The organism is Hyphobacterium sp. CCMP332 (genome assembly GCA_014323545.1).
Lineage (GTDB): Bacteria > Bacteroidota > Bacteroidia > Cytophagales > CCMP332 > CCMP332.
Genome location: CP058647.1, coordinates 2,183,814 through 2,197,774, shown reverse-complemented (window position 1 = coordinate 2,197,774; position 13,961 = coordinate 2,183,814). Strand labels below are relative to the sequence as shown.

Below are 13,961 nucleotides of genomic sequence, written 5' to 3'. Positions count from 1 at the left end.
CACCCCCAAATCTTAGAGCCCCGCAGTTTACGCTTCGGGGTTTTTTTTTAGAAAGAAACGGAAAAATTAGTCGCTATGTCAAAGCCGGTGGCTGTTTTTGGTACAATTAAAGCACTTATATTATCAGAGCTCAGTCCAAATTTTACATGGTGGGCAATATTTACAGCGAAAAATGCTCCCAAGGCTAAATTGTTAAATCCACCATAAGCGGCCGAAACACCAATATCAAAATAATCGTGGAAATCATGCATATATCCAACAGAAACAAATGGCCTTGTGGTATTGCCAGGTTGTTCATCCAGCCCCTGGATGTATGTGAAGTATATGGTATTTGAAATGTTCCCTTCGTATTCTTTTTGCTTTGCTTGTCTTTCCTTACCTTTTTTTATACTTCTTGCCATAGTCATGGCTCTTCTTGTTCTGGGCTTTTCGGGTGTTTTATATTGTAATTCCAAACCAATTCTGGCACCAAGGCCCATTGAAAATGATTCGTCCTCAGTGACTACAGGATTATAGATGCTGGATTCTTCTTCAAAATCCAAGTTGGCGGGTGAAGCGCCCAAAAGATTAGGTATAAAGATGCCTTCAAAGCGGTGGCTGCCTTCTTTTGAATAAGTCTTGACATTATTATTAAATGTAACCGATCCAAGATTTAATACACTTGCCGCAACTTCAAAGTGCTCAGAAATAAACCCGGTAACACCAAAATCCAGGCCCCAACCTACCCCATTTGCCTTGAAGGGATCAAAATTTTGAATTCCGGAAGTTTGATAATTATAATTAAAATCCATCTGAATAAATTCACCGTTCTGTTCAGTGGTTAAAAACACTTCGGAAGACTCCGGATTGACACCGGCCATGCCTTGAATAAACTTTGGCCGGATTCCTATCCTGACTTTATGATCATTGTCTTTAAAAAAAACAGGCATAGCAATATTAAAGGCATAGGCCCTGGTGTATAGCGCACTCAATTTGGTCTCCCCCATACTCACACGCTGACCTCTGAAAAAGGATGAATTATTGCCTTCAAGTGCCAGTTTTAAAAAATTTCTCGAAAGCTGAAGTGTGGCAGAAAATTTATCGACAATTGTAAATGCTATATCATATTTTTTTCCGGAACGGGTTCTTAACTGGTATCCGAGTCCGATAACCTGGTAGTTTTGCCCAAGACCAATTTGATTTATTTCATCTGATTCATTCACAATGGTTTGAATGTCTTCCTGCGTTAATTGATCATCATTAAATGCGGCATTTAATTCCGCATAATCAATGCTCCTGTTGCCAATGAAAAAATCGTAATTAAAGCCTATCTGAAATTTTTTATCGCCAAAATCCAGTTCAGAGGGTTGATATCTCGATGCATTAAGATCATTATGTTCGCAATAGGTGGTGCCGATATTGTGTTGCGCAGATAATAGCAAAGGTGTTAGAATCGCAAATAGTATCGTAAATCTTATTTTCATTTGACCAAGTCTACATCTACTTCTCCAATAATTTTTGCTCTCACCAGGGAATCAGAATTGATAATCACGGTATCTCCCTGAACCGCCTGATCTTCCAATAGTACAGAAGAAACAAGAAAACTAGTATTGTTTAATAAGTCCAGGTTATTCTCATCCACAACCACGGTGATCGTCGAGGTATCAGATGCGCTTATAATATTCTGGCCTGCTTCAATAAAACTGCCCAATCGATCCATGTTCTCATCATACAGATCAAGGTTTAGATCTATATTTAGTGGAATTCCATTTCTCATTCGCAATTTCAATATGCCCGACTCAAGTGTTGAGGGGATGGTACCTGAACTAAAAGTAAATGGTGTAGTATCGCCCAGTACAAAGGAATTACCGGCGGATACCCCAACTTCGCGAACTTTAATATTTCTAAAAAAGAATGTCAGTTCAAAACCGCTTTCGGAGTCGAAGGTTACAGGCGTGGTACTCCCCGGGGAGCTGACCGTATCAATTTGAATTATTAATCGCGAAGAAACCACCAGGCCGGTGAAATCAGAGTAAATGGTTGTCGCGCGACCTCCTGCTTCAAGATTATCTTCCAATGTGAAATCAAAAATTTTATCTCCCAATTGATTCCTGTTAGGACCGACTACGCTGTAAACGCTTATTATTTGTCCGGAGTTAAGTGTAATAGGCAGGTTATTTATAAACTCAAAAACAATTTCTCCGGAATCAAAAATGGCATATTGAAATCCTTCGGCAATATCAAAAGTATCTGGGGGTAAAGATGGCACTGAAAAAGGAGGAAATAGGGGAAAAGTAGCACCTCCCGGAGGAATTTGATTGGACAATTCCGAAGCCGAAACCTCATAATTAAACCCCAGTGAATCAAAATCCAAAAGGTCTTCTAATGTGATTTTTGAATTAGCCAAAGGCCCAATAAAACTAGATTTCCAACTTGGTGGATTTACTCCATCAGGATTAAAATTACATGAGAGAACGGTACAGAATACCAATACTAACAATGCTAATTCATGCCAACCTTTCAACATTTTATCATTTAAAGGAAATCAAATGTAATAATTTTGATATGACAATAACAAAGTAATTTGATGAATTACATTCATTTTCATAACCTTGATATGTGAAGCTATTATTGGTTTTTATAGGTGGGGGACTGGGGAGTGTCTTCCGCTATTATTTGAGTATTACTTTTTATACCCTGGGTTCATCGGGCTTTCCTTGGCCTACTTTTATCGTGAATATAGCCGGTTCTTTGCTTCTGGGTTTTTTAATAACTTTCAATGAAAAAGAACCTTCACTTAACCAGGACTTGATATTATTGGCCAGCGCGGGTTTCTGTGGTGGTTTTACTACTTTTTCTACCTTTTCTTATGAAAATTACTTTTTGCTAAAACAGGGAGATTTCCTCATGGCAAGCGCATATATAGCGGCAAGTTTAATTGGAGGGATTTTGGCAGCTTCAACTGCTTATCTTTTAACAAAGCCCTGAAATAATCCAGGGCATTGATTAGATTTCTGTCGCTTTTTCCAGCAGGACGGTGACCTTATTTTTTAGTACTTCTACTACGCCACCATCTACTCTGAAATTCAATTCACCTTTTTGCGATCGAACCGTTACAATTCCATCGTCAAGACTGCTTATAAGTGGAGCGTGATTTTCCAACACTTCAAATGAGCCTGAAGAACCTGGAAACTTAGCCGAACTGGCTGTTCCCTCAAATAATTTATCCTCCGGTGTTAGTATTTCTATGTACATGTTATTTTGCTTCAGCTAGCATTTTTTCGCCTGCTTCTACCGCTTCTTCAATTGATCCTTTCAGGTTAAATGCAGCTTCGGGAAGATGATCGTGCTTACCATCAAGAATTTCATTAAATCCTCTTATCGTTTCTTTTATATCAACAAACACCCCTTTGAGCCCGGTAAATTGCTCTGCAACATGAAATGGTTGCGAAAGGAATCTTTGAACACGTCTTGCTCTGTGTACTACAGACTTATCTTCATCTGACAATTCATCCATCCCAAGGATCGCAATAATGTCTTGCAATTCCTTATATCTCTGTAGAATATTTTTTACTCTTTGTGCAGTGTCATAATGATCGTCACCCAAAATATCTCTGGACATAATTCTCGATGTTGAATCCAATGGATCCACCGCCGGATAAATACCTAATTCTGCGATTTTCCTTGATAATACAGTTGTAGCATCAAGGTGGGCAAAAGTCGTAGCAGGTGCAGGGTCAGTAAGGTCATCTGCTGGCACGTAAACAGCCTGTACCGAAGTAATAGAACCTCTCTTTGTTGATGTAATTCTTTCCTGCATGGCACCCATTTCAGTTGCCAGAGTTGGTTGATAACCCACCGCAGATGGCATTCTACCTAAAAGTGCGGATACTTCCGATCCCGCCTGAGTAAATCGGAAAATATTGTCAATAAAGAAAAGTATGTCTTTCCCTTTTTCATCTCCATCCCCGTCGCGGAAATGTTCTGCAATTGTCAAACCTGATAGTGCCACTCTGGCACGTGCACCGGGAGGTTCGTTCATCTGACCAAAAACGAAGGTTGCCTTTGAATCCTTGAGTTTTTCATTATCCACTTTTGATAAATCCCATCCTCCGCTTTCCATGGATTCTTTAAATTCATCGCCATAAGTAACAATACCCGATTCAATCATTTCTCTAAGAAGGTCATTTCCTTCTCTTGTTCTTTCACCGACACCGGCAAATACAGAAAGACCCGAATAGGCTTTTGCAATGTTGTTGATCAACTCCTGGATAAGTACCGTTTTACCAACACCCGCACCTCCGAATAAACCAATTTTACCTCCTTTGGCATAGGGCTCGATCAGGTCGATTACTTTAATTCCGGTATATAAAACTTCGGTTGAAGTTGAGAGATCTTCAAATTTTGGTGCATCTCTGTGAATCGGAAGACCATTTTCTTTGCTAACAGGACCGATACCATCAATCGCATCACCTACCACGTTAAAAAGTCTACCTTTTATCGCTTCGCCACGAGGCATTGCAATAGGTTTCCCTTTATCCGTGACTTCCATTCCTCTTCGCATTCCTTCGGTTGCATCCATTGCGATGGTTCGAACCGTATCTTCACCCAAATGAGTTTGAACTTCAAGAATAACGAGCGTTCCGTCTTCTTTTTTTACTTCCAGAGCATCTAGAATATTTGGAAGTTTATTTTCCCCTTCAAAAGCCACATCAACTACGGGCCCGATAACCTGAACAATTTTACCTTTATTTGACATTAGATCGTGGTATTTGGACGTGTTACAAAATTAGAGTGCAAAACTAAGTTTTATATTCAATAATCCAAAGGTAAAAACGATTCTGAATAGCTTTTTACGCACTCAAAATAATTCTGAAAGTAGTGCCTTTATTTATCTCTGAATTTTTTATGAATATTCTACCGCTATGATACTCCTCTATGATTCTATGGGCTAATGTTAGTCCCAAACCCCATCCGCGTTTTTTAGTGGTATAACCCGGTCTGAAAATTTCTTTTATATCACTTTTTGGTATTCCTTTTCCGGTATCAGAGATGTCAAGAAAAACCTGATTATTTGACGAAATTGCCATATGAAGTGTCAAGCCTCCTGAGCCCTCCATAGCGTCGACCGCATTTTTACAAATATTTTCTATTACCCAATGAAAAAGTGAATAATTGAGTTTTACTTTGGTGCCCTTTGGCAAATCGCTTATTACTTCAAAAGACACCTTTGAACTCAGACGTATTTTCAAATAGTCAACGACATTGTTGACGACCTCTTCCATATCATAGGGATCCAGTTTTGGAACTGAACCTATGCTTGAAAAACGCATGGTAATCATTTCCAATCTTTGAATGTCTTTTTCAATCTCATTTAATGCGGGATCATTTTTTATATGTTCATTTGACCTGAAGTATTCCAGCCAGGCCATGAGTGAGGACAGTGGTGTTCCCAATTGATGCGCAGTTTCTTTAGCCATTCCAACCCAGACACGATTTTGTTCATTTCTTCTCGTTACAGAAAACACCAGGTAGGCTAATGCGCCGAATATTCCAATAATGGTTAGCTGAACGTATGGATACCATTTTAATTGAAATATCAGGTTTGAATTTCTATAATAGATAAACTGAGTCACGCCATAAGCTTCAACAGGAATGGGTTCTTTTTCTTCCTTCATTATCTCTATTTCCTTCTTAAGGATTTCTATTTTCCTTTCTTCGGAGGCATTTTTTGGAAAAATGATATTTCTGGAATTGGCTGAGCTGCTTGGAATTCCATTTTCATCCGTAAGAATTACTGGAATTGAATTGTTTACTTCGACGATCTCAGATGTTATAAAATTTATATTTTCATCCAGATCGGCATTGGCCACATATTCCAAAGCTTTGGCATAGAGATCAATGATTTTCTTTTCTCTTTCTTCTAATTTAGTTACCAGAAAGTTGGTGTAAGTCAATGATGTAGCGCCTATGATAAGTGCAATTACAAGTATTAATACTTTGATATTTGATTTGTTTCTATAAAGATCCATTCTCATCATTGAGGCCAATAATTAAAAGTCATTATCAAATATTTATTAAATTCGATATATTTATAGTGCAATTTTGAATGAATTGAAACTTTAAAATTACAATTCGAAATATGCTATTGTGGCACCCTTCTTGTTAGTAAAAGTGGTATTCAAATTTAAATGATGAAAAAGTTATTAATACTTCTAATCCTGACTTTTGTCCAATTTTCAAATCTAAGTGCTCAAAGCACCGGTAAAGTTCCGAAAAATCTCAAAGAATGCATGATTGCACTCGATGAACACTTAACGAAAACAGATCAGTATAATTTTATTCGCCATAAAGAAGAAGATTTGGCGCATGCATACAATTTAAGTGTTGGTGCCTATATCCGCAGTCATTGGGGCTTAAACGACGGTGATTCTGACCTGTATTATTTTTTTGAAGAAAGGGGAATCAGCGAAGCTCACACGATGTCCAATATCATTTTGGTTTCTTATCACCGGGTAAAAAAAGGAACCTTTATCAATCTCGAAAGGCAAATTGAGGATTACATTGGCGAAAAACAATTAAACAAAGTCAAAAAGAAACTGAAAAAAGAAGGGAAAGAAATTTAAGAGGTTAGAGTTGAAAGTTTAGAGTTTGGAGTTTGTTTTTGATAGTTAACATTAAACATAATTAAATTCAATAATTCCTAAGACAATTAAAAGGAGAATTAAACCATAATAAGCTGGCTCAATTCTCCATTCTTAATTAATCAGTCCTAGTTTCTAAAGGTGGATCACTTCATCGTAAGCAGCAGCGGTAGCTTCCATAACCGCTTCAGACATAGTCGGATGAGGGTGAATCGTTTTTAAAATCTCATGGCCTGTAGTCTCCAATTTTCTGGCAGCAACAACTTCAGCAATCATTTCCGTCACATTGGCACCGATCATATGCGCACCTAACCACTCCCCGTATTTCGCATCGTAAATTACTTTTACGAATCCGTCTTTAGCACCGGCTGCACTTGCCTTTCCTGAAGCGGAAAAAGGAAATTTACCTACCTTGATTTCATAACCGGCTTCTTTGGCGGCTTTTTCAGTATAACCTACAGAAGCAATTTCAGGACTACAATAGGTACATCCCGGTATGTTATTATAATCTATCGGTTCAGGACTGTGGCCTGCAATTTTCTCAACGCAGGTGATGCCTTCAGCCGAAGCCACATGAGCTAGAGCAGGCCCTTTTACAATATCACCAATGGCATAATATCCATCTACAGAAGTTTTATAATAATCATCAACAGCGATATGGCCTTTTTCATGTTTTATCCCCACCTCTTCCAGACCTATGCCTTCAAGGTTTGTAGCAACACCTACAGCAGAAAGAACTACATCGCATTCGATTGTCTGGTCGCCTTTTTTGGTTTTGACTGAAACCTTGCAACCTTTTCCTTTGGTGTCTACACCGGTCACTTCCGCACTAGTCATAATTTCCATGCCGGCTTTTTTATATATTCGCTCCAGCTGCTTTGATACTTCTTCATCCTCATTTGGCACAATTCTGTCCAGATATTCCACAACAGTAACTTTTGTCCCAATGGAATTATAGAAATAGGCAAATTCGACACCAATAGCTCCGGAACCTACCACTACCATTGATTTTGGCTGTGTATCCATTGACATCGCCTTTCTGTACTCTATCACTTTCTTACCATCGATTTTAAGGTTAGGCAATTCTTTGGCTCTGCCACCTGTAGCAATAATTATATTCTTGGCTTCGTAAGAGGTCTTTTTCTTTTTGTCATCCGTGACTTCGACTTTCTTACCTTTAAGCAATTTACCAAAGCCCATTATGACATCGATCTTGTTCTTTTTCATAAGAAACTGAACACCCTTGCTCATGCCATCAGCAACACCTCGACTTCTTCCAATCATACCTTTAAAATCAACTGAAGACGACCCAACCTTTATACCGTAATCCTGAGAATGCTGAATGTATTCAAATACATTGGCGCTTTTTAAAAGTGCTTTCGTAGGAATACAACCCCAGTTGAGACAGATGCCTCCTAAACTTTCTTTTTCAACAATTGCTACTTTCATACCAAGCTGAGAAGCCCTGATTGCTGCTACATATCCACCGGGTCCACTGCCCAGAACAATAAGATCGTATTTACTCGCCATATCTATAATGTATAATAATGAATATCAATTTGAGGGGGCAAAGGTAAGAATCAATTAATAATTAGGAATTGTATTTTCAATTATGAAATTCATTTTTGAATTGATTTTTCCAATTAATCAAATTCAATGCTATCTAATGTTTTTTATAATTTAGCCCAAAGTTTGAAATCACATGAAACTACTACAAGATAAAACAGCGCTCGTAACGGGTGCATCAAGAGGCATAGGAAGTGGAATCGCCATGGCAATGGCAGAAGCAGGAGCCAATGTTGCATTTACCTTTCGCTCGAGTGAAGAAAAAGCAAAAGAACTGGAAGCTGCACTTTCCAAACATGGTATAAAAGCCAAAGGGTACAAGTCAGATGCTGCTGATTTTGGTGCGGCAGAAGCATTAATTAATGGTGTCATTGAAGAATTCGGTTCGCTTGACATTTTGGTAAACAATGCCGGTATTACCAAAGACAACCTTCTCATGCGCATGAACGAAGAGATGTGGGATGATGTCATTCGGGTGAATCTTAAATCGTGTTTTAATACCGTAAAAGCGGCTACCCGACAATTAATGAAACAGCGCGGTGGCTCTATTATAAATATTACTTCAGTAGTAGGAATTAAAGGAAATGCCGGACAGGCCAACTATGCTGCCTCTAAAGCGGGAATCATCGGTTTTACAAAATCAGTAGCACTTGAGCTAGGTTCTCGCGGAATTCGATGTAACGCTATCGCTCCGGGATTTATTGAAACGGAAATGACCGATGCCATTGATCCAAAAATGGTAGATGAATGGAAAAATGCCATTCCTCTAAAACGCGGGGGAACTCCTGATGATGTAGCGAATGCCTGTGTGTTTCTTGCTTCAGATATGTCATCCTATATCAGCGGACAGGTATTGCAGGTTGATGGGGGAATGTTGACTTAGAATTCAAAATTCAAAGTTCAAAATTGTTCTCCACGAATTTTTAACTGGTCTATACGAATGGACGCCCTTATCTGATCATTTTAATAATGATATTGCGCCATTATGGCGACGCAAAACATTGTAAAAGATAAGTCCACTGAATTCGCACTTAAGATAATTTCACTTTGTGATGTTCTTAATTGTCACAAAGAATTTGTCTTAAGTAAACAGCTTCTCAGGTCAGGGACTTCAATTGGAGCAAATATCTCTGAATCCAAACATGCTGAAAGTCGGGCTGATTTTATACATAAACTTTCCATTTCATTAAAGGAAGCTTATGAAACAGAGTATTGGTTGCACCTATTAGTTGAAAGTCGGAAAATTTCCCAAAAAGATTACAAGGAACTTAGTTTGCTTAACCAAGATATTATCAAACTGCTATGTAGTATTATACTTTCCTCTAAAAACAAAAAGTAATTTTGAATTTTGAATTTTTAAAAAATCTATTCCAGAACAAAATCTCCTTCAAGCAGATCAACCGAATTTCCTCCCACAAATACTTTGAATTCTCCGGATTCTGCTACGAATTCCAAATCAGAATTGTAGAATGACAGATTCTCATTGTTAAGAGTAAATTCGACTGTTTTTGTCTGACCGGCGTCCAGTTTTATTTTTTTAAATCCTTTTAATTCTTTCACCGGTCTTGTAATGCTTCCAAACAAATCTCGGATATACAATTGCACAACTTCTTCTCCATTTCTTTTACCGGTATTTTTCACATCTACGCTGACATTCAGTTCTTCACCCATTTTTATAGACTCACTACTTAACCTTAGATTACTGTAATCGAAAGTTGTGTAACTCAAACCATAGCCAAAAGGATACAAGGGCTCATTCGGGATATCGATGTAGCTTGACTTGAATTTTTCAAACCATTCACCTTCCAATGGTCTACCGGTATTTTTATGATTGTAATAAACAGGTACCTGACCTACATTTCGTGGAAATGACATCGTAAGCTTTCCAGAAGGATTTACATCGCCGAATAAAACATCAGCAATTGCATCTCCAGCCTCTGATCCGGCAAACCATACATTTAGAATCGATGGTATATTTTCTTTTTCCCAGCCTATTGATAAAGGTCTGCCCGTAAACAATACCATCACAATGGGCTTATTAAGTTTTACCAGTGCTTTCAATAAGTCCCTCTGAACATTTGGTAATTCAAGGTCTGATCTACTCGAACACTCTCCATTATATTCCGCGGCTTCACCTACTGCGGCGATTATCACATCTGCTTTTTTCGCCACATCTACTGCTTCCTTAATCATTTCCTCTGCGGGGCGGTCAGATCTGTATGTAGGTTTCCCAAAAGTGCTTATTCTATTTTCAAGAGCAGGATCCTCAACTATATTCGAACCCTTTGCCAATAGTATTTCAACCTTATCACCTAGTCTTTTTTCAATTCCGTCTTTCAGAGAAATGGCTTTATCAAACTGTCCGGATACGCTCCAGGTACCGCACATATTTTCTCTGTTATCCCCCAATGGGCCTATTATAGCTATCTTCCCTTTTTCCTTAAGTGGCAAGATGTCTTTGTCATTTTTTAGCAATACCATGCTTCTCGCTGCGATTTCTCTTGAAATCTGCCTATTGGTATTTGTATATAGCTCAGTTTTTGCTCTTTCGGGATCGCAGTATTTATAGGGATCATCAAACAGACCCAATTTGTATTTGGCTTCCAAAATTCTTCTGCATGATTTCTCAATCTGCGAAACATCTACTTTGCCTTCATCAACCGATTTCTTTAGAGTCTTAAGATATCCTTCACTCACCATGTCCATGTCCAACCCGGCATTAATTGCCCTGGCTGAGACTTCCTGTAAATCACCAATACCATGTTTTATCATTTCACTTATTCCGGTATAATCGGTAAAAATGATGCCATCAAAACCCCATCTTTTTCTTAGCACATCATCCAGAAGCCATTTATGAGCGCTTGTCGGAATTCCTTCCACTTCATTGAAAGAAGTCATCACGCTTCCTGCTCCCGCGTCAATTGCAGCTTTATATGGAGGAAAATATACATTGAACATTTTCACCCTGCTCATATCTACGGTATTGTAATCTCTCCCTCCCTCAGAAGCACCATAAAGTGCAAAGTGTTTGACACATGAAAGCAAGGTGTTATTTTTTGTAAGATCATCGCCTTGATATCCATATACCATAGCTTTTGCTATTTCTGCTCCCAGATATGGATCTTCACCTGCCCCTTCTGCTACTCTTCCCCATCTTGGATCGCGTGAAAGATCCACCATTGGAGAAAATGTCCAGCAGATACCATCAGCGCTCGCCTCCTGAGCTGCAATTCGAGCTGAATTCTGAATCAAAGCCATATCCCATGAACAGGACAATCCTATAGGAATCGGGAAAATGGTTCTATAACCGTGTATTACATCAAGACCGAAAAGCAATGGAATTTTCAATCGACTTTCCTCTACAGCAATCTTTTGCACTTGTCTGATATTATCAGCTTTGGTGATATTTAGGAGGGCACCAATATTTCCTTTCCTTATATTCTCAGCTATATCGGAATTGGTGGCCTGCCCCGTAACAATGTGTCCTGCTGTAGCCATATTAAGCTGTCCAATCTTTTCCTCAAGCGTCATTTTTGCCATTAGCGAATCCAAAAACATATTTTTTTGACTTTTTTCTTGATCTTCTTTTTTGCAGGACAAAAAAGATAGAACGAGTACTGAAATTAACAGAAATTTAATTTTCATAATTATTGCTTTAAAGATTTTGAAAACAACCAGGGCAAAAGGTCCTTCTCGGCAAATGCAGGATCCCAGCTATTATGGTTGGCATCAGGATATAATGTAAATTTAATTTCTTTAATATTATCCTTCATAGATTCAACAAGCCCGAGAACTTCCGAAGGCTTAACAACATCATCATTGGCTCCGTGAAATACCCAGGCGGATAGGTTTTTATTATAGTGCTCAGCAAAAACTGGGTTTCCGCCGCCACAAATGGGAAATGCGGCTGCAAAAATATCAGGCCTTCTCCATAATATTTCGAATGTGCCCATACCTCCCATTGAAAGGCCTCCTACATAAATCCTACTTTTATCTATAATTTCCGATGCCAGAATAGAGTCTAATAGTCCAATTACCATTTTCATAGCGGAATTTGGTTCTGTTCCATACTGATAAATGAACTCCAGACCTTGCGGTGTTTCCGCTCGCTCAAGTTTTGCCCAGCTTTGCCCTTTTCTGCATTGTGGAAAAATCACGACTGCCGGAAACGAAGACCTATTCTCAATAAATAACTTACTCCCGTGTACCAGCTGTTTTTCATTATCATTATCACGTTCACCCGAACCGTGAAGAAATAACACGAGTGGATATCTTGCTCCCTTATTCATGTTTTCAGGATACATTATTCTGTAGTTTAATTCTGAAGTATCCATCCTGAAGGTAGCATAATGGAATGGTGATTGAGCAAATAATGCACTCGCTGATAAACAAATAAATAACAGTATTACAGTTCTATTCATATTTAAATCCTAGCTTTTCGAGCCCCTTTCTTACTTCCGGGGCAGACATGAATAAATCCCAGATTAAGCCTGATCTGTGATTTTCGATCATTATTGGAATGGGGCCCTGATCTATGGCCAGATATCTTTGAAGGTACCAGTTATCAGAAAGCCTGAATGCATCATAAGGCCCATAATCCCCTATTAACTCGGGATGTTCCTCATACAAGAATCTAAGAAAATCCATACTCTCTTCAGGTGTATAAGGAAATGAAGATATGGCCGCTGTTGGTGAAATAACTCCTATGTCTTTTTCACCCGGATGATGACCCGCATAACCTTTTGGTGAGTAACTCGAAGTCAATCCCCAGCAATTTTCACCATAGCCATCATGCCCCATTGGATTCTCAATGCAATAGCGATAATGTATCATAGCATGATTTTGATTCAGTTCCCGGTAATTTGCATACTGATCTCTCAAATTCTTTGGATTTAGTCCCAGATAAGAATAATGTGCCCAAAACAATGGCCCTACCGGGTCGTTATTTCCAGGATAATGATCCAAAATAGTTTCCAGTCCCATAAAAACAGTATCATTCATTATGTCTCCATTTCGAGCCCAGCTTTTTTCATAGGTGTCTTTGTCGATAGAATGTGTTGGGGAGGAAGCGGCAAGAACATACATGATCAGACATTCATTATACCCTTCTACTTTGAAATTCATATCCCATTCATACTTGGGCGACCAATGCCAATACAGTGCATCTTCTTCTCTTTTGGTATACCAATTGAATTCAATTTCTTCCCAAAGCTTATTTATTCTTTCTATTAATTTATTTTCATCAGGATCATTCTCATTCAAATATTGTCGGACAGTTAAAAGTCCTGCTGCCAAGAATGACGTTTCCACTAAATCTCCTCCATCATCCTTTTTGCTAAAGGGTACTACTTCGCCAGTATTTCCATCCATCCAATGTGGCCAAACGCCGTGAAAGCGATTCGCCTTTTCAAGGAAATTCATTATTCTTTCATATCTTTTCACAGCATCTTTTCTACTGATAAAGCCCCTTTCTACTCCTACGATTATTGCCATCAAGCCAAAACCCGAACCCCCGCTTGTTACTACATGTGCATCATTTTTTGGGTACTCCCCATCCATATGAATTCTTTCAGGAGCCAGGCCGCTATTGGGTTCAGCGCCCTTCCAGAAATATTGAAAAGTTTGATATTGTATAAGGTTTAGCAGCGAATCATCGCTTATTGAAGGTTTGTAAATTGAAGAATCTGCCTTACTCTGTTTTTGTTCATCATTTCCACATGAAAGAATTGATGCCAAAAGAAATAAATAAGCAATGAAGTCTCTCATATCCAA

General features: G+C 38.7%; 13 protein-coding genes. 4 read left to right on the top strand and 9 right to left on the bottom strand.

What is annotated here, in order from left to right; all coding sequences use genetic code 11:
* Nucleotides 1–47: 47 nt before the first annotated feature.
* Both HZR84_09545 and HZR84_09540 read right to left on the bottom strand, forming a co-directional pair.
* Nucleotides 48–1,463, bottom strand: coding sequence for a hypothetical protein (locus HZR84_09545; GenBank protein QNL22169.1), 1,416 nt, complete (start codon nucleotides 1,461–1,463; stop codon nucleotides 48–50).
* Nucleotides 1,460–2,506 carry a hypothetical protein gene (locus HZR84_09540; GenBank protein ID QNL22168.1) on the bottom strand — a complete coding sequence of 349 codons (1,047 nt, stop codon included), beginning with the start codon at nucleotides 2,504–2,506 and terminating at the stop codon, nucleotides 1,460–1,462. The genes HZR84_09545 and HZR84_09540 overlap by 4 nt, the downstream gene beginning before the upstream one ends.
* A 92-nt stretch (nucleotides 2,507–2,598) precedes the next feature.
* Here HZR84_09540 and crcB point away from each other — a divergent pair, with 92 nt between their 5' ends.
* Nucleotides 2,599–2,967: a fluoride efflux transporter CrcB gene (gene crcB, locus HZR84_09535; protein ID QNL22167.1), complete on the top strand. Its 369-nt coding sequence runs from the start codon at nucleotides 2,599–2,601 to the stop codon at nucleotides 2,965–2,967.
* 18 nt (nucleotides 2,968–2,985) lie between these two features.
* Here the strand turns inward: crcB and atpC are convergent, their stop codons facing one another.
* The 3 genes from atpC to HZR84_09520 form a co-directional block, all read right to left on the bottom strand.
* Entirely contained in the window at nucleotides 2,986–3,234 is a 249-nt protein-coding gene (gene atpC, locus HZR84_09530) for an ATP synthase F1 subunit epsilon (GenBank protein ID QNL22166.1), read from the bottom strand.
* A 1-nt stretch (nucleotide 3,235) separates the two neighbouring features.
* Nucleotides 3,236–4,738, bottom strand: coding sequence for a F0F1 ATP synthase subunit beta (locus HZR84_09525; protein QNL22165.1), 1,503 nt, complete (start codon nucleotides 4,736–4,738; stop codon nucleotides 3,236–3,238).
* 94 nt (nucleotides 4,739–4,832) lie between these two features.
* The gene (locus HZR84_09520) at nucleotides 4,833–6,011 is read right to left on the bottom strand and encodes a HAMP domain-containing histidine kinase (protein ID QNL23234.1); all 1,179 of its coding nucleotides are present in this window, start codon (nucleotides 6,009–6,011) and stop codon (nucleotides 4,833–4,835) included.
* 159 nt (nucleotides 6,012–6,170) lie between these two features.
* Between HZR84_09520 and HZR84_09515 the strand changes: the two genes are divergently transcribed.
* Nucleotides 6,171–6,605, top strand: a complete 435-nt coding sequence (locus HZR84_09515; protein ID QNL22164.1) for a hypothetical protein — start codon at nucleotides 6,171–6,173, stop codon at nucleotides 6,603–6,605.
* Nucleotides 6,606–6,758: 153 nt separating this feature from the next.
* Here the strand turns inward: HZR84_09515 and lpdA are convergent, their stop codons facing one another.
* Entirely contained in the window at nucleotides 6,759–8,153 is a 1,395-nt protein-coding gene (gene lpdA, locus HZR84_09510; protein QNL22163.1) for a dihydrolipoyl dehydrogenase, read from the bottom strand.
* A gap of 172 nt (nucleotides 8,154–8,325) precedes the next feature.
* Between lpdA and fabG the strand changes: the two genes are divergently transcribed.
* Entirely contained in the window at nucleotides 8,326–9,072 is a 747-nt protein-coding gene (fabG, locus tag HZR84_09505; GenBank protein QNL22162.1) for a 3-oxoacyl-[acyl-carrier-protein] reductase, read from the top strand.
* Between the two features lie 102 nt (nucleotides 9,073–9,174).
* Nucleotides 9,175–9,528: a four helix bundle protein gene (locus HZR84_09500; protein ID QNL22161.1), complete on the top strand. Its 354-nt coding sequence runs from the start codon at nucleotides 9,175–9,177 to the stop codon at nucleotides 9,526–9,528.
* A gap of 26 nt (nucleotides 9,529–9,554) precedes the next feature.
* Here HZR84_09500 and bglX read toward each other — a convergent pair whose 3' ends face one another.
* The 3 genes from bglX to HZR84_09485 are packed head-to-tail and all read right to left on the bottom strand — an operon-like array spanning nucleotide 9,555 to nucleotide 13,955.
* On the bottom strand, nucleotides 9,555–11,834 hold the full coding sequence (gene bglX / locus HZR84_09495) for a beta-glucosidase BglX (GenBank protein QNL22160.1): 2,280 nt from the start codon (nucleotides 11,832–11,834) through the stop codon (nucleotides 9,555–9,557).
* A gap of 2 nt (nucleotides 11,835–11,836) precedes the next feature.
* Complete coding sequence (locus HZR84_09490; GenBank protein QNL22159.1) at nucleotides 11,837–12,610, bottom strand: dienelactone hydrolase family protein; 774 nt, start codon at nucleotides 12,608–12,610, stop codon at nucleotides 11,837–11,839.
* On the bottom strand, nucleotides 12,603–13,955 hold the full coding sequence (locus HZR84_09485) for a DUF3131 domain-containing protein (GenBank protein QNL22158.1): 1,353 nt from the start codon (nucleotides 13,953–13,955) through the stop codon (nucleotides 12,603–12,605). The genes HZR84_09490 and HZR84_09485 overlap by 8 nt, the downstream gene beginning before the upstream one ends.
* Between the last annotated feature and the right edge of the window lie 6 nt (nucleotides 13,956–13,961).